The sequence below is a fragment of the Streptomyces sp. P9(2023) genome, assembly GCF_032436795.1.
Lineage (GTDB): Bacteria > Actinomycetota > Actinomycetes > Streptomycetales > Streptomycetaceae > Streptomyces.
The window spans coordinates 12,626-28,419 of sequence record NZ_JAUPWM010000044.1; the positions used below are offsets into that span (position 1 = coordinate 12,626).

The window sequence follows — 15,794 nt, forward strand, 5'->3', positions numbered from 1 at the left end:
AGAGTCCAGCGGCGCCCGGCGGCTGCTGGGCGCCATCCGGTGCCACACCCAAGGCCCCCAGACCGCCGGTGAAGGTCGGCGGCCGAACCAGAAGCGGCCTGTTCCCGGTCCCAGGCACAGAAAGACACGTAGCCGTATGACGACCACCGAGTCGGAAACGACCGTTCAACTGTCGGCAGTCGCGCCGCAGAACACGGTCGATCTGTCCATTACGGGGATGACCTGTGCCTCGTGCGCTGCGCGGATCGAGCGGAAGCTGAACAAGCTGCCCGGTGTGAGCGCGTCGGTGAACTTCGCGACCGCCAACGCGCGGGTCTCCTACGCCGACGACGTGACGCCCCAGAAGCTCATCGAGGTGGTCAAGGCCACCGGGTACGGGGCCAGTCTCCCCGCACCGCCCGCCTCCGCCGAGACCGGGGGCGCGGGCGACGGCGGTGACGGTCCTGTCGGCGAGGAGGAGCGCCACGTGCGGGCGCTGCGGGACCGGTTGCTGGTCTCCGCCGCGCTGACGGTGCCGGTGGTGATGCTCTCCATGATCCCAGCCCTGCAGTTCCGGTTCTGGCAGTGGCTCGCCTTCGCGCTGGCCTCCCCGGTCGCGCTGTGGGGCGCCTGGCCATTCCACCGCGCGGCCGCGCTGAACCTGCGGCACAAGGCGGCGACCATGGACACACTGGTGTCGCTCGGCGTGATCGCGGCCTGGCTGTGGAGCGTGTACGCGCTGTTCCTCGGCGGCGCGGGTGAGCCGGGCATGAGGATGACGTTCTCGCTCCTGCCCAGCACGGGCGGCCACGCGGGTGCCGAGGTGTATCTGGAGGTGGCCGCGGCGCTGACCGCGTTCATCCTGGCCGGCCGCTACTTCGAGGCGCGGGCCCGCAGGCGTGCCGGCGAGGCGATCCGGGCCCTGATGGACCTGGGCGCCAAGGACGTCACCGTGCTGCGCGACGGGCGCGAGGTGCGGGTGCCGATCGACCAGCTGGCGGTCGGGCACGAGTTCGTCGTACGGCCCGGGGAGAAGATCGCCACCGACGGCGTGGTCGTCGAAGGCTCCTCGGCCGTGGACGAGTCGCTGCTGACCGGTGAGTCGCTGCCGGTGGAGGTCGGCCCGGGTGACGCGGTCACGGGCGCGACGGTGAATGCCGGGGGCCGACTCGTCGTACGGGCCTCCCGGGTCGGATCGGACACCAAGCTCGCGCAGATCGCACGCCTGGTCGAGGAGGCCCAGACCGGCAAGGCCGAGGTGCAGCGGCTGGCCGACCAGATATCGGCGATCTTCGTCCCCGTCGTCATCCTGCTGGCCGTCGAGACCCTGCTCGCCTGGCTGTATCTGGGCTACTCCCCGCAGGTCGCGCTGACCGCGGCGGTGGCGGTGCTGATCATCGCCTGCCCCTGCTCGCTGGGACTGGCCACGCCGACCGCGCTGATGGTCGGCACCGGACGTGGGGCCCAGCTCGGGCTGCTGATCCGGGGCCCGGAGGTGCTGGAGTCCACCCGGCGTATCGACACGATCGTGCTGGACAAGACCGGCACCGTCACCGAGGGCCGGATGCGGCTGGCCGACGTGGTTCTCGCCGAGGGCGAGGACCGGTCGGAGGTCCTGCGGCTCGCGGGCGCGGTCGAGCACGCCTCGGAGCACCCGATCGCCAAGGCGATCGCCGACGCCGCCGCCGACGAGCACGGTGACCTCGCGCCGGTCACGGACTTCGCCAATCACGCGGGGCGAGGCGTCACCGGCATCGTCGAGGGGCGCGAGGTGATCGCGGGCCGGGCGAGCTGGCTGTCCGAGCAGGGTCTGGAGATCCCGTCCACGATGGTGCGCACTCAGCAGAAGGCCGAGCGCGCGGGACGCACCGTGGTCTTCGCCGCCTGGGAGGAGAAGGTACGGGCCGCCCTGGTGGTCGCCGACACCGTCAAGGCCACCAGCGCGGAGGCGGTCGCCCAGTTCAAGGCGCTCGGCCTGACCCCCGTACTGCTGACCGGCGACAACGAGGCCGCCGCCCGGCACGTCGCCGCCGAGGTCGGCATCGACACCGTCATCGCCGAGGTCCACCCCGAGGACAAGGTCGCCGAGGTCAAGCGGCTGCAGGGCCAGGGCAAGGTCGTCGCGATGGTCGGCGACGGCGTCAACGACGCCGCGGCCCTCGCCCAGGCCGACCTGGGACTCGCGATGGGTACCGGCACGGACGCGGCGATCGCCGCCGCCGATCTCACCCTGGTCAAGGGCGACCTGCGTGGCGCGGCCGACGCGATCCGCCTCGCCCGCAAGACGCTCTCCACCATCAAGGGCAACCTCTTCTGGGCCTTCGTCTACAACGTGGCCGCCCTGCCGCTGGCCGCCTTCGGCCTGCTCAACCCGCTCATCGCCGGGGCCGCGATGGCCAGTTCCTCGGTCTTCGTCGTCACCAACAGCCTGCGACTCCGGCGTTTTAAGCCGGGCAACCGCACGTAGCGATCCTCTCCACCCGTACGCACTTCTCACACGTCAGACACACGCGCAAAGGACAAGCCCATGGCTCTGGAGATCAAGCACCGCACCGCCCTCGCCATCGCCGCCGGAATCGTGACGGTCGGCGTCACCGCCACCGTGGCGGTCGCCGGAGGCGCAGATCCGGACATGCCGAACATGCCGGCCGCCTCGCCGACCGCGACCGCTGCCCCGGCCCCCTCCACGACGGCGGCGCCCGCTCCCTCCGCTTCCCCGACCCAGCCGGCCCAGTCCGCGCCGCCGGCTCAGCCGACCGCGCCCGCCAACGGCATGAGCGCGGAGCAGATGCGGATGTGGATGGAGCTGGAAGCCATGCGCATGGGCATGGAGATGGGCATGAAGATGGGGAACGGGCAGCAGATGCCCGGCATGAACGGCACCCCGGCCCCTGGCGGCACCCAGCAGAACGGCACCGGCGGCGGCGCACCCAGCAACGGCATGGGTGGCGGCGGCATGGGCATGGGTGGCGGCGGCATGGGCATGGGTGGCGGCATGGGCATGGGCGGAATGATGGGCATGGGCGGGATGTGACCGTGGCCGACCCCAAGAACCCCGAGGACGAGCGGGACCGTCGTATGGCCGTGCGGGTGAGCGTCGCGGCGGCGAGCCTGGCCGGGGCCACCCTGCTCACCGCCGCGCTGGTGGGCGCCGCCGAACCGTCCGCGGCCGCCGCCGCGCCCGCGGTGGCGAGCGCCACGCCCTCCGCCGCGACACCGGCTCCCCAACAGACGGCGCCCGCCGCTCCGGTGACGCGCAGCAGCGGCAGCGGTTGCGGCTCCGGTGCTCAGTCCGCACCGCAGGCCGCAGCCCCCGCACCGCCCCAAGGCCAGGGCCAGGGGCAGGCGGTGCCGCCGTCCGCTCCACCGGCTCCCCCCATGACGACCAGCCGTGGCAGCTGAGCCGGCCGAGGCGCGGTTCCCGGTGATGGGATCCGACGGCCATCTCCTGGTGACCGGCGGATCCGCACCGCAGCTCCTCTCCCGGGCCCGCTCCCGCCTGGAGGAACTGGAGTCGCTGTGGTCCCGGTTTCGCCCCGACAGCGAGCTCTGCCGCCTCAACGCCTCGCAAGGCCGCTGGGTCCGCCTGTCCGAGCCGACCGCCACGCTCGTCCGTCAGGCCGTACGGGCCTGGCAGGCGACCGGTGGGCTGTTCGACCCCACCGTGCTCCCCGCACTGGAAGCCGCCGGATACACCCACAGCTTCCCGTCGCTGCCACGCGACCTGCCGCCCACCGTCACGCCGCCCCCGGCTCCGGCCCCGGGCTGCGCGGGCATCGAGATGGCGGACTACCGGGTACGCCTGGCCCCCGGTGTACGGCTCGACCTCGGCGGCATCGGCAAGGGCTTCGCCGCCGACCTCGTCGCCCAGGAACTCCTGGCGGCTGGAGCGGAGGGCGCCTGCGTCAACCTCGGTGGAGACGTACGGGCGACGGGGGCGGCCCCCGGCGCCGGGGCGTGGACCGTCGCGGTGGAGGACGAGGCCCGACCGGGCACCGACCTGGCGTGGCTGGCCCTCGCCGACGGTGCGGTGGCCACCTCAACCCGGCTGCGCCGCCGCTGGGAGCGGCAGGGACAGCGGCTTCACCACATCATCGACCCGGCGAGCGGCGCGCCGGCCGCCGGCGCGGTGGCCACGGTCACCGTTGTGGCGGGTCAGACGCACTGGGCGGAGGTGCTGGCCAAAGCGGCGCTGATCGCCGGACTGCCCGCGGGCCGAGCCCTGTTGGAGGCCCAGGGGGTCGCCGGCCTGCTGGTAACGGAAGACGGGACGGCACACCGCGCCGGGCCCTGGGAAAGGTATGTGACGTGGACCCCCAACTCTGGTGGCACCTCGCCCGCGTCGGCGGGCTGATGTCCTGGTGGCTGCTCTCCGCCACCGTCCTGTGGGGACTGCTGATGTCCACCCGCGTGCTGGGCCCTCGCGTGGTTCCCGCGCGCCTGTTCGACCTGCACCGCTTCCTGTCCGGCCTGTCCCTGGCCTTCCTGACGGTCCATCTGCTGGCGCTCGTCGCCGACTCCTGGGTGGACATCGGCCTGCTCCAGCTGCTGATCCCCTTCACCTCCGACTACCGGCCCGCGGCCGTCGCCTGGGGTGTCACCGCCCTCTACCTCCTGGCCGCCATCGAGGTCACCTCCCTGCTCAAGCACCGCATCCCGCACCGGTGGTGGCGCTACGTCCACGCAAGCACCTTCGCCGTGTTCGTTCTGACCACCGTGCACGCCCTGACCGCGGGCACCGACAGGACAACGGTGTGGTGGACCGCGCTCGCCCTCGCCGCCGCGGTCGGCTTCCTGTCCCTCTACCGGCTGCTGGCCGGACGCCGAACCGGCGGCGGCGATGCGCCCGCGACCGCACGTACCGCCGTCGAACCGCCCGTACACCGCGACCCGCTCGGATCCCGGCCTGTGGTCGTGAGGGACACACGGCGCGCCGCTGACGGCGTCGTGACCCTCGACCTCGCCGCCCCTGACGGCGCACCCCTGCCCCCATGGGAGCCCGGTGCCCATGTCGACCTCGTCCTGCCGTCGGGGACGATCCGGCCGTACTCGCTGTGCGGCGACCCCGCCGACCGGAACACCTACCGCATCGGCGTACTGCACGTACCCGACGGCCGCGGCGGCTCGGCGGAGGTCCACGCGCTGGAGGAGGACCAGCGCATCGCCGTCAGGGGGCCACGCAACAGGTTCCCGCTGGTCCTCGCCGACCACTACCTGTTCATCGCCGGCGGCATCGGCATCACGCCCATCCTGCCCATGGTCCGCGCGGCAGCCGCGGCGGGGCGCGACTGGCACGTTCTCTACGGCGGCCGCTCCCGCGCGACCATGGCCTTCGCCGACGAACTACTCGCCCTCGGCGGTGACCGGGTATGTCTGGTCCCCGAGGACACCGACGGCCTGCCCGACCTCGCCACCGCACTGACGGCGACCCGGCCGGGAGCGGCCGTCTACACTTGCGGCCCCGAACCGCTGATCAGAGCCGTGGAGAAGACCGTCGCCACGGACTTCCCCGACCGGCACCTGCACATCGAACGGTTCGCCGCCCCCCGGAACGCGAGCCTGAACTCTGATGATCCGGCCCCCGCCCGCGAGTTCCAGGTCGAGCTGCGCCGAACCGGACGAGTCCTGCCGGTCCCGGCCGAGCGCACCCTGCTGGAAGTCATCCGCGAGGCCGCCCCGAACGTCCCCTCATCCTGCGAGGAAGGCTTCTGCGGCACCTGCGAACTGCGCGTCCTGGCAGGCACCCCCGACCACCGCGACACCGTGCTGCCCGCCGGCGAGCGGGACCGCCGCGACATCGTCTATCCCTGCGTGTCACGCTCCCGCACCTCCCGCCTGGTCGTGGACCTGTGACACGCGTCGGCAGGCCCGAGGCCGCGCCGGGGCGGCCTCGGGCCTACTGATCAGGGTCCGGCAGGGCTTCGATGACCTGGCAGATGACGGCTTCGCCGTCGGCCCGGCGAGCCTCGTCGGCCGTGCGGCGGGCTGCCTGCAGGACCTGCCGCAGCTGCCGAAGCTCGGCCATTCTGCGGGCTATCTGGCCGATGTGGGCGTCGAGCATCTCCGTCACCCGGCCACATGGTTGGGCTCCGCCTCGTTGCAGGTCCAGGATGTCGTTGATCTCTTCGAGGGTGAGGCCGAGGGCCTTGGCGCGCCGGATGAAGCGCAGCACCTCAAGATCCGCCTCGTCGAAGAGCCGGTACCCGGACTCAGTCCGGCTTGCCCGTGCGATCAGGCCCTTGGCCTCCCACAGTCGTGTGGCCTTGGAGCTCACACCCACCAGCTCCGCGGCTTTACCCACGGTCATGCCGTTCACGAGTCGTCCTTGTCTCCGTGACCTACGCGCATCTGCTGCTATGGCGGCCCGCGGGGTCGAGCAGTTCGGCCTCCGAGCCGGTCATGGTCACGGTCGGTGCGAGCTCGTCGAGTGCCTGGGGCTTCCACGCGCCGTCGCGGGCGTAGTCGGCGGCGAACAGGGCGATCAGCTGCTGCTGCCGGGTGCGCTGCTGTCCGGCCAGGTAGTCGTCGAAGCGGTCGCCGAAAGCGGTGTTCACCAGCACGGCGGTCAGTGCGGCCGTGCCGATCCCGAGGGCGGCGAAGGCCAGGGCGAGGCGGCGGGCGAACCGGCCGCGCAGCAGTTCACGCATCGCGGTCCACATCGCGATCCACTCCGAGTTTGTAGCCGACGCCCGGCACGGTGACGATCACGGTGGAGGGCGGGGTGTCGCCGAGTTTGCGGCGCAGGTTCTTCACGTGCACGTCGATGGTGCGTTCGTACGCCTCGAAGGTGTGGCCCTGGACGCGGCCGACCAACTCCAGGCGGGTCCAGGCCCGCCCGGGGCGGGAGGCGAGCGCGGCCAGCAGGTCGAACTCGGTGCGGGTCAGGTCGACCGGCCGGCCGTCGGCGTGCACCTCGCGGCGTTCGGTGTCGATCCGCAGCCGGCCCTCCCCGTACGACGCGGCCTCCTCCTCGGCGGGCGTGCGGCCGGCACGGGCCCGGCGCAGCACGGCCTCGACGCGGGCGACCAGCTCGCGCGGGCTGAACGGCTTGACGACGTAGTCGTCGGCGCCCAGTCGCAGCCCCATCACCCGGTCGTTCTCGCTCGCCTTGGCGGTGAGCATCACGATCGGCACGTCCCCGGCCTTGCGCAGGAGCCGGGCCACCTCCTCGCCGGGCAGACCGGGAAGGCCCAGATCGAGAACGACCAGGTCGGGAATGGGAGGCGGTGGCGAGGTCCAGGGCGCTGCGGCCGTCGCTCGCCTCCAGCACCGTGTAGCCCTCGCGCTCCAGATAGTCGCGCAGCAGGCCGCGCAGCTTCGCCTCGTCGTCGACGACCAGCACCGTCGCGGTCACGGGCACACATTCCTTCGTACGGGTTCCATCATGCGGCCACAGGCGCCTTGGCCGCGGCGTCCGCCGACGACGGCGGGGAGGGGGGCAGCGACTGGGGGGTGAAGCGGCGCAGCCGGTTGGCGTTGCCGACCACCGACAGCGAGGAGGCCGCCATCGCCGCGGCGGCGATGATCGGGCTGAGCAGCCAGCCGGTGACCGGGTAGAGGACGCCTGCCGCGAGCGGGATGCCGGCGGTGTTGTAGACGAACGCCAGGAACAGGTTCTGGCGGATGTTGCGCATGGTGGCCCGGCTCAGCGTCACCGCGGTGACCACGCCGCCCAGGGATCCGGAGATCAGCGTGATGTCGGCCGCCTCGATGGCGACATCGGTGCCGGTGCCGATCGCGAAGCCCACATCGGCCTGCGCCAGGGCCGGGGCGTCGTTGATGCCGTCGCCCACCATGCCCACGCGCTTGCCCTCGTCCTGCAGGCGGCGGATCTCGTCCGCCTTGTGCTCGGGCAGCACCTCCGCCAGCACGCGGTCGATGCCGACCTGGGCGGCGATGGCCTCGGCGGTCCTCGTGTTGTCACCGGTGATCATGACGATCTCCAGGCCGAGCCGCTTCAGAGCGGTGATGGCGGCGGCCGAGTCCTCCTTGACGGTGTCGGCGACCGCGACCAGGCCGAGCAGCCGCCCGTCGGCCGCCGCGAACATCGCCGTCTTGCCCCCGGTGGCCAGCCCCTCCGCCTCCACCGTGAGCGGGCCGGCGTCGATTCCCTGGTCGGCGAGCAGTGATGGCTTGCCCACCAGCACGCGGCGGCCGTCGACGGTGGCGGTGATGCCGTGGCCGGTGACCGAGTCGAACTCGCCCACCTCGGCCAGTGAGATGCCGCGCTCGGCGGCACCTGACACGATCGCCTGGCCCAGAGGGTGCTCGGAGGAGTGCTCGGCTGAGGCCACCAGGCGCAGCACCTCGTCCTCGGTGAAGCCGGCTGCGGGCACAAGGTCCGTCAGCTGCGGCCGGCCCTGGGTGACGGTGCCGGTCTTATCCAGCACGATCACGTCGAGGCGGTGCGCGCTCTCCAGCGCCTCGGCGGAGCGGATCAGGATGCCAGCCTGGGCGCCCTTGCCGGTGCCGACCATGATGGACAGCGGTGTGGCCAGGCCCAGCGCGCACGGACAGGCGATGATCAGCACGGCCACGGCCGAGACCAGCCCCAGGGTCAGCGCCGGGGCGGGACCGATCAGGAACCACACAGCGAACGTGGCGACGGCGATGAACATCACCGCGGGTACGAAGTAGCTTGAGACCAGGTCGGCGATCCGCTGGATGGGCGCCCGCGATGCTTGCGCCTGCTGTACCAGCTTGATGATCTGTGCGAGCACGGTGTCCGCGCCGACCTTGGTCGCCTCGAACCGGAAGGCGCCGGTCTGGTTGATGGTCGCGCCCACCACCTCGTCGCCCACGGTCTTGGTCACCGGGAGCGACTCACCGGTGACCATGGACTCGTCCAGCGTGGAGCGGCCGTCGACGATCACGCCGTCCACGGGGACCTTCTCCCCGGGCCGGACCACGACGATGTCCCCTGCGGTGACTTCCTCGACCGGCACCTCGACCTCCACGCCGTCGCGCACCACGCGGGCCGTCTTGGCCCGCAGGCCAAGGAGCTCGCGGATCGCCTGCCCGGTCCCGGCCTTGGCCTTCGCCTCGAACAGCCGGCCCAGCAGGATGAGGGTGAGGATGACTCCCACCGCCTCGTAGTACACCTCGCGCACGCCCTCGGGCAGCACGCCAGGTGCGACCGTCACCAGCAGGCTGTAGCCGTACGCCGCCGACGTGCCGAGCGTGATCAGCGCGTTCATCTCGGCGCTGCGGTTCCGCAGAGCGCGCCAGCCGGTGCGGTGGATCGGCCAGCCCGTGTAGAACATCACCGGCGTGATCAGCGCGAACTGGAACCACCGGTTGAGCAGCAGGCCGGGCACCTCCACGCCGAACACCTCGTGCAGCATGACGGCCACGACGACGGGCAGCGACAGCAGCGCGCCGAAGACGACCCGGCGCGACAGATCGGCGATCTCCTCGCGTCGAGCAGCGGTTTCGGCGTCCTCCCGCTCAGCGTCGCCGGGCGTGGTGGTGACGGCGGGCCGTTCACCCTCGGCGGGGGAGACCGTCGCGTCCGCCTGGCCGTCATCGTCGCCCGGCTCGACCAGCAGGGTGCCGTGCACCATGTTCATCCCGCACGCGAACCCGAACCGGCCCGCCTTGTCGGGCGTGAACTCCACCGCCGTCCTCTCGTTCGCCGGCAGCGACGCCGCCACCGCGAAGTCGGGAAAGACAACCCGCGAGGTGCAGTCCCCGCTCTCCTGCCGGTCGAAGAGCAGACGGACCGGCAACCCCTGACGAACCGTCACGAGATCGGGCGAGTATCCGCCTTTCACCGTGATCCCGATCTCCTGCACGCCACCGACGAATTCGGCCTGGCGTGACTTCTTCGGCCCGAAGAAGTACCAGGCCAGGAACGCGATCAGTGCGACCGCGCCGGCGACGACTCCGATGTCCGTGGCGCTCATGACGATTTTCCTTCCGTGCGCTGCGTGATGTCGTGTCCGGACCGCCGCTCGGTCTTCATGCCGATCCCGGCCAGGCGTACAAGCGACTCGCCGCCGACCTCAGGGGCGAGGCACTGCCGCTTCGGTGCAGCCTCGGGATGTGTCATCACGCACCTCCTGACTCGGAAGCTACGCCTACCCCCGGGGGGTAGCAAACAGCTGTAAGAGCGGATTTTCGGGGTGTTCCAGCCCGTACCCACGGCACCGCCCTCGGTGAAGGTGCTGGTCAGTGGCGTCTTCGGTGGAGGTGTGGGTGGGGGTGGCGCAAGCCGGGACGAAGCTCGAACGCCGTCAGCGCACAGGGCCCGCACATGGCCGCTTCACGGCCCCTTCACAGCGCGGGCCTAGCTTCGGCGGCGTACCGGGAAACGACGGGAAGGACCACGGTCATGATCAACCGCAGGACCATCGGTGTGGCCGCGGCCACCGCCCTGCTCGGCGGCCTCGGCGCCTACGGTGCCGCCACCGCCTTCGCCTCCCCTTCGGCCACGGACCCGCAGCCGACCCCCTCGGCCACGGCATCAACGAACAGCACCCACGATGGCATGGACCGCGACGAGATGATCCGTCACTGCACGGACCAGCTGCCCGCCGGTGAACGCGCCAAGGCCCGGCAGCAGATGGAGAAGATGATGCCCGCCGACATGGACGGCATGATGTCCGGCTCGATGACGGGCGGCGGCATGGACGGCATGATGTCCGGCTCGATGACGGGCGGCGCGTCCACGGACGGTCACCACGGCATGGGCTGACACCCGGCCACGCCCCGGGCCGGGCCGCACCCCCGGCGACCCACCGCATGGGCATGGGCTGACACCCGGCCACGCCCCGGGCCGGGCCGCACCCCGGCGACCGGCGACCCACCGCATATCCACACCCCTCGACGCCAAGAGAACCGATGACCCTTGCCTTTCTGCCGAGCCCGCCCAGCCCGTACCTGAACCTCGGCCCCCTCATGCTCCACTGGTACGCGATCATGGTGATCCTCGGCGTCATCGCCGCCGTCGCCATTGGCCAGCGCCGCTGGAGCGCCCGCGGCGGCGCCGCCGGCACCGTCCTCGACGTGGCCATGGTCGCGGTGCCGTTCGGCATCCTCGGCGGCCGCCTCTACCACGTGATCACCAGCTGGCAGCTGTACTTCGGCGAGGGCCGCAACCCCGTCGAGGCCCTGTACGTGTGGCAGGGCGGTCTCGGAGTCTGGGGAGCCATCGCCGGCGGGGCCCTGGGTGCCTGGATCGCCGCCCGCCGCCGCGGCATCGACTTCGCCGCCTTCGCCGACGCGGCAGCCCCCGGAATCCTGGTCGGCCAGGCCATCGGGCGGATCGGCTGCTGGTTCAACCAGGAGCTGTACGGCCGCCCCACCTCCCTGCCCTGGGGCCTGGAGATCGACCCGGCCAACCGCCCGGCCGCCACCCCGGACGCCGCCACCTACCACCCGACGTTCGCCTACGAGGCAACGTGGAACCTGGGCGCGGCCGCGCTGATCGTATGGGCCGAACGGCGCTTCCGCCTCGACCGCGGCCGGGTCTTCGCCCTCTACGTCGCCGCCTACACCGCGGGCCGCGGCTGGATCGAGACCCTGCGGGTCGACCCCGCCAACCACCTCCTCGGCCTGCGCCTGAACGTGTGGACCAGCCTGCTTCTCTTCCTCGCCGCGGTCGCCTTCCTCATCTGGCGCCGCGGCGGCGGCCCCGCCCTCGCGGCGGCGACCGACGACGCCGGGGTCCCGGCGTCGGGGACACACGTGGCGACCGCTGCGGCCGTCGGCGAGCCCGGGGCAGTGCCCGAGCCGAGCGAGAGCACGGTCACGCCCAGTTCGCCCAGGCAGCAGAAGAGAGATCCCGTGGCGGAATCGACGGCCGCGACGAGGAGGACGCGATGAACGAGCGACACCACCGCCTCCGGGGCGCGGGTACCGGGCAGGACACGCTTCTGCTCTACACCCTGATGCCGCTCGGACTGATCCTCTTCGCCCTCGGCATCCTCGGCGCCACCACCGGCATCACCCTGCTGCCCTTCGACCCCCACCACGTCATCACCCAGATCGGCGGCCTGGTCCTCGCCTTCATCGGCCTGCGCCACTGGAAATAGCCCCCTTCCCCACGGCCGCCAGGACCCCGACGCACATCGGCCGCGCATCACGAGCACACCGGCTCTTCACAGCACCCGCCTAGATTCGACCGTAAAGCCTCCTCCGGGCATCACCATGGAGGGAGACCCGCCCCTTGGAGTGGTCATGAAGATGTGCCTGAACAAGAACGTTCTCATCGGCCTCGGCGTCGTCGCCGTCGGCCTGCTCGTGCTGAGGCCGGCGTGGGCGCTGGCAGTCCTGCCGTTCCTGATCCTCGCCATCTGCCCGCTGAGCATGATCTTCATGATGCGCGGCATGGGCAGCCGCGGCGGCAAGGCTGGCTCCTCCTGCTCCACCGGCGCCCAGAACCAGAGCGGAACCTCGAGCACCTCGGCCGACGAGACCGACCAGCAGATCAGCGCGCTGCAGGCAGAGCTCCGCTCGCTGAAGGCCGCGCAGGCTGCCCAGGCCGAGCGGGAATCCGGCGCCACCGCAGAGCAGCCCCAGCCCAGGAAGCACCTGTGAGATCACCCGCCCTCAAGAGCGGAAAGCGTGCTTCGGCGCCCTGAGGGCGCCGAGCCACGTGCCAGATGGACGCCACGGGCAAGGGAGCGAGGAGGGACGACGGGCAGCGGTTACGGCTACGGCCTGTGGGCCCTGGTGGCCGTCAACACCCTGTTGCTGGTGATCTTCGCGGCGAGTTTCTTCCACCCCCGCACCGGCCGGGACTGGCGGGTGCTGGGCGGCCTCTCCGCCTTCGCGGTGGCTCTGTTCACCGAGATGTACGGCTTCCCGCTCACCGTCTACCTGCTGGCAGGCCCCCTGGGGAACTGGTTCCCCAACCTCGGGCTCAGTCACGCCCAGGGCCACCTGTGGAACGACCTGATCGGCTGGGAGGCCGACCCGCACATGAGCCCGCTCCACCTGGCCGCCTACGCCCTGATCATCACCGGGTTCGTCCTCATCGCCGCCGCGTGGAGACAGCTTCACGCCGCCCAGAAGGCGGGCCGGCTGGCCACTCAAGGCCCCTACCGGCGGATCCGCCACCCGCAGTACACAGGGTTCCTCGCCATCATGGTCGGGTTCCTCCTGATGTGGCCGACCCTGCCTACACTGGTGATGTTCCCGGTGCTGGCCTGGGTCTACCGGCGCCTTGCGATGCGGGAGGAAACCGAGGTCGCCGCGAGGTTCGGCGCCTGGTACGCGGCCGATACGCCCCGCTTCCTGCCGTCGTTGCGACCGCGCAAGACCGTCGAGGCACACGCCGAGCCGCCGACGGGTGGCACATTCCGCTCCGAGTCGGCGAATGACCCCACCGCGGCGGGATCGCGGACCCGAACGCGGCCCCGTGGTCGGTGACCTGGGCTGTCGGCGGGCCTGCCGTCCCTTCGGAAGGAGCTGACGATGTCCCAGTACCTTCCGCTCCTGCTGCTGTTGCTTGCCTGCCCCGTGGGCATGGTCCTGATGATGTGGTTCATGGGGCGGTACCAGCACAGGAACGTCGAGCAGAACCAACCCGAGCGTCGGCCCGCCGCCCCCACCGCCGCCGGTGACGAGGACGCCCGGGCAGCCGAGGTCGTCCGCCTGCGGGCGGAGATCGACCAGCTCAAGGCCGCCCAGCGGGACTCGGGCGACAAGCCGGCATCGTCACCCGGAGACCGCCCGCCCCAGACTTGACACCGGGGTCGGCACAGACGACGCCGCGCGGCGCGTGGGAAGCACTCGGGCGGTGCGGCCGGGAGTTGTCCCGGCCGGGCCGCCGTGTGCAGCGCGACCGTCGCGTCAGCCGTCCAGGCGGGCCTGGTATTCGCCTGCGCGCCCAACGGCCGCGACGAGCTCGGCGGTGTCCACTTCCGCCCCCTTGTCGAGCAGGATGGTGGTCCGTCCCGCGCGGAAGCTGGTGCTGGCCGAGCGAACACCGGGGACCTCCTCCAGCTCGTCGTCGATCAGCAGACCGCAGCTCGTGCAGTGCATGCCCTCGATGTCGAGCACGACCTCGGCACCGGTCTCGGCCTTGTTCTTTCGGCTGAACAACATCACTTGGTGTCTTTCTACTGGAAGTCGATGCTGCCGGTCTGCATGCCCATCGCGCAGGAGAAGCGCAGGGTGCCGGCCTTGCGGGTGCCCAGGTCGACATTGGTGTCGCCGTCACGCTTGACGATCTCCTGGACCCCGAGTTCGGGGATGGTGAAGGCACGTGCACAGCCGCCGGAGTCCTTGCCGCGCAGCACCAGTGTGGTCGGCACGCCCGCCTTCGCGGTGAACTGGGTGGGGACGTAGAAGTCCGTCACAGTCAGAGTCACGATCTGCTTTCCGGAGGCGTCGATGCGCACGGGTCCGTCGGCGGCCGGCTTCTGGCCGCTCCCCGATTCCTTCCCGGCGTCCGACGGGGCCGGTGCGGCGGCAGCGGCCGGGGTGTCGCTGAGGTTGAAGGTCGCCCAGCCGCCTGCCTGCAACCCCGAGACGACCGTCCACGCGGCGACGCCGAGCACGACGACGCCGGTGAGGACGGCCAGACGGCCGGACAGGGCCTGGCTGGTACGGCGGAACAGGTAGCCCAGGGCGGCGAAAAGCGGCGCCGTCCCCACGACGAACCCCGCCATCACCGCCGCACCGGCCACCGGGGATCCGGAGGTGATCGCGAGCAGCTCCACCGACAGGGTCACGCCGCAGGGCACCAGTACGGTGGCGAAGCCGATCAGGGCCGGGGTGGCCACCGAATCGGTCTTGGCGCTCCGTCGCAGCAGGCGGCCGAAGGAGGCCGGGGCCCGTGGCACGAGCCGCCCCACGGCCTTGACGCCGAGCAGGTCGAGCGCGAAGAGGACCATGAGGACCGCGGCGGCCAGCAGCATGATCGCCTGGGCCCGGGGGCTGGGCTGGAGAGCATCACCGAACACGCCCAGCAGGGCACCGAGCAGAGTGTGGGAGACCAGCTTCCCGGCGAGGAACGCCCCGACGGGCACCAGCGGCCTGGGCTCCGTCAGCACGGCGTGTGACCGACTGGCAGTGCGGTGTTGCGTCGCCGTGCGGGATCCGCGGCGCGCGGGTGCCGGTGAGGCGGTTTTCGAGGTGGGGGTGGTGGCGGGGTTGCGGCGGGTCACCGCGCCGGCCAGCAGACCCCCTTGGACGGCGGCGCAGGAAGCACCACCGGCGAGCAGACCGGTGGAGACACCGGTGACGAGCAACGCGACAGACGACGGCATGCGTCGACACTCCTGAACAGAAACGACGGCACGCGCACGCGGGCGTGCCGAATCGGACATGACAGGCAGCACGTCCGCGCGACAGAAGTCCGCGGACGTGGTGCCCTCACGTCCGGCACACGCACAAGCGGTGCAGATCAGGAGGGGGAGTCGGCGCGGTGGGAGGTGGCACACCGGAGCGGGGCGCCTGCGACACCGAGGAGACGGCCGCTCCCGCGTCGGCGACGCGGGAGCCGGCATGGCCGGTATCCGTTCCGTGGGTGGGACCGACCGACGGCTGCGCACAGGCGGTGGTCGTCGACGGGCAGTCGCCCATGCCCCCGGCTTCGGCGGACGCCGACGTCGTTGCCTGCCCGGCGGTGTGCCCGGCCCCGTGGTGCATCGTCTGCATCGGGCCGGTCATCGCCATGGCCGGGCGGGCCATGCCGGTCACACAGAACGCGAGCGCGGCGACCAGCACAAGCCCTGCCCACAGGCGGAACGAGTACGGAGCGCGCGAGATCACGAGCGGCATCGTAGCGGCTCGCGCGCCGGGGCGTCGGACGCCGTCGCCTCCCGGGCGACGAAGAGCGCCCCGGGCGCCTCCGGCCGGGCACA

At 71.7% G+C, this 15,794-nt stretch carries 18 protein-coding genes and 1 pseudogene; 11 read left to right on the top strand and 8 right to left on the bottom strand.

Annotated features, from left to right (window positions below; genetic code table 11):
* The first annotated feature begins 136 nt into the window (after window positions 1–136).
* From Q5762_RS32570 to Q5762_RS32590, 5 genes are read left to right on the top strand one after another with little or no spacing between them, the layout of a single operon-like run.
* Window positions 137–2,446 (top strand): heavy metal translocating P-type ATPase, encoded by a 2,310-nt coding sequence (locus Q5762_RS32570; protein WP_315895888.1) that lies wholly within the window; start codon window positions 137–139, stop codon window positions 2,444–2,446.
* Window positions 2,447–2,506: 60 nt separating this feature from the next.
* Window positions 2,507–3,013: a hypothetical protein gene (locus Q5762_RS32575; RefSeq protein ID WP_315895889.1), complete on the top strand. Its 507-nt coding sequence runs from the start codon at window positions 2,507–2,509 to the stop codon at window positions 3,011–3,013.
* A gap of 2 nt (window positions 3,014–3,015) precedes the next feature.
* Complete coding sequence (locus Q5762_RS32580; protein ID WP_315895890.1) at window positions 3,016–3,381, top strand: hypothetical protein; 366 nt, start codon at window positions 3,016–3,018, stop codon at window positions 3,379–3,381.
* Window positions 3,371–4,333 (top strand): FAD:protein FMN transferase, encoded by a 963-nt coding sequence (locus Q5762_RS32585; RefSeq protein ID WP_315895891.1) that lies wholly within the window; start codon window positions 3,371–3,373, stop codon window positions 4,331–4,333. The genes Q5762_RS32580 and Q5762_RS32585 overlap by 11 nt, the downstream gene beginning before the upstream one ends.
* Window positions 4,288–5,832, top strand: a complete 1,545-nt coding sequence (locus tag Q5762_RS32590) for a 2Fe-2S iron-sulfur cluster-binding protein (RefSeq protein ID WP_315895892.1) — start codon at window positions 4,288–4,290, stop codon at window positions 5,830–5,832. Before Q5762_RS32585 ends, Q5762_RS32590 begins: the two co-directional genes overlap by 46 nt.
* A 43-nt stretch (window positions 5,833–5,875) precedes the next feature.
* On the opposite strand, the gene Q5762_RS32595 is transcribed toward Q5762_RS32590, so the two are convergent.
* The 5 genes and pseudogenes from Q5762_RS32595 to Q5762_RS32615 form a co-directional block, all read right to left on the bottom strand.
* Window positions 5,876–6,286, bottom strand: a complete 411-nt coding sequence (locus Q5762_RS32595) for a MerR family DNA-binding protein (protein ID WP_315895934.1) — start codon at window positions 6,284–6,286, stop codon at window positions 5,876–5,878.
* A gap of 31 nt (window positions 6,287–6,317) precedes the next feature.
* Window positions 6,318–6,626 (bottom strand): hypothetical protein, encoded by a 309-nt coding sequence (locus tag Q5762_RS32600; protein ID WP_315895893.1) that lies wholly within the window; start codon window positions 6,624–6,626, stop codon window positions 6,318–6,320.
* Window positions 6,619–7,333, bottom strand: a pseudogene (locus Q5762_RS32605) (response regulator transcription factor). Before Q5762_RS32605 ends, Q5762_RS32600 begins: the two are co-directional and overlap by 8 nt.
* A gap of 28 nt (window positions 7,334–7,361) precedes the next feature.
* Entirely contained in the window at window positions 7,362–9,884 is a 2,523-nt protein-coding gene (locus Q5762_RS32610; protein WP_315895895.1) for a heavy metal translocating P-type ATPase, read from the bottom strand.
* Window positions 9,881–10,030, bottom strand: a complete 150-nt coding sequence (locus Q5762_RS32615; protein ID WP_315895896.1) for a hypothetical protein — start codon at window positions 10,028–10,030, stop codon at window positions 9,881–9,883. Before Q5762_RS32615 ends, Q5762_RS32610 begins: the two co-directional genes overlap by 4 nt.
* A 282-nt stretch (window positions 10,031–10,312) precedes the next feature.
* On the opposite strand from Q5762_RS32615, the gene Q5762_RS32620 reads away from it, so the two are divergent.
* The 6 genes from Q5762_RS32620 to Q5762_RS32645 all read left to right on the top strand — a co-directional run bounded on the left by Q5762_RS32620 (window position 10,313) and on the right by Q5762_RS32645 (window position 13,671).
* Entirely contained in the window at window positions 10,313–10,675 is a 363-nt protein-coding gene (locus Q5762_RS32620; protein WP_315895897.1) for a hypothetical protein, read from the top strand.
* A gap of 146 nt (window positions 10,676–10,821) precedes the next feature.
* On the top strand, window positions 10,822–11,805 hold the full coding sequence (gene lgt / locus Q5762_RS32625) for a prolipoprotein diacylglyceryl transferase (protein WP_315895898.1): 984 nt from the start codon (window positions 10,822–10,824) through the stop codon (window positions 11,803–11,805).
* On the top strand, window positions 11,802–12,014 hold the full coding sequence (locus tag Q5762_RS32630; protein WP_315895899.1) for a hypothetical protein: 213 nt from the start codon (window positions 11,802–11,804) through the stop codon (window positions 12,012–12,014). The genes lgt and Q5762_RS32630 overlap by 4 nt, the downstream gene beginning before the upstream one ends.
* A 145-nt stretch (window positions 12,015–12,159) precedes the next feature.
* A complete protein-coding gene (locus tag Q5762_RS32635; RefSeq protein ID WP_315895900.1) occupies window positions 12,160–12,519 on the top strand; it encodes a DUF2933 domain-containing protein in 360 nt (119 codons plus the stop codon).
* Window positions 12,520–12,642: 123 nt separating this feature from the next.
* Window positions 12,643–13,353: a methyltransferase family protein gene (locus Q5762_RS32640; protein WP_399495319.1), complete on the top strand. Its 711-nt coding sequence runs from the start codon at window positions 12,643–12,645 to the stop codon at window positions 13,351–13,353.
* Between the two features lie 45 nt (window positions 13,354–13,398).
* Window positions 13,399–13,671, top strand: a complete 273-nt coding sequence (locus Q5762_RS32645; RefSeq protein ID WP_315895902.1) for a DUF2933 domain-containing protein — start codon at window positions 13,399–13,401, stop codon at window positions 13,669–13,671.
* Between the two features lie 105 nt (window positions 13,672–13,776).
* Here the strand turns inward: Q5762_RS32645 and Q5762_RS32650 are convergent, their stop codons facing one another.
* The 3 genes from Q5762_RS32650 to Q5762_RS32660 form a co-directional block, all read right to left on the bottom strand.
* Window positions 13,777–14,031: a cation transporter gene (locus tag Q5762_RS32650; protein WP_315895903.1), complete on the bottom strand. Its 255-nt coding sequence runs from the start codon at window positions 14,029–14,031 to the stop codon at window positions 13,777–13,779.
* 14 nt (window positions 14,032–14,045) lie between these two features.
* Window positions 14,046–15,197 (bottom strand): sulfite exporter TauE/SafE family protein, encoded by a 1,152-nt coding sequence (locus Q5762_RS32655; RefSeq protein WP_315895904.1) that lies wholly within the window; start codon window positions 15,195–15,197, stop codon window positions 14,046–14,048.
* A 106-nt stretch (window positions 15,198–15,303) separates the two neighbouring features.
* Entirely contained in the window at window positions 15,304–15,702 is a 399-nt protein-coding gene (locus Q5762_RS32660; protein ID WP_315895905.1) for a hypothetical protein, read from the bottom strand.
* Between the last annotated feature and the right edge of the window lie 92 nt (window positions 15,703–15,794).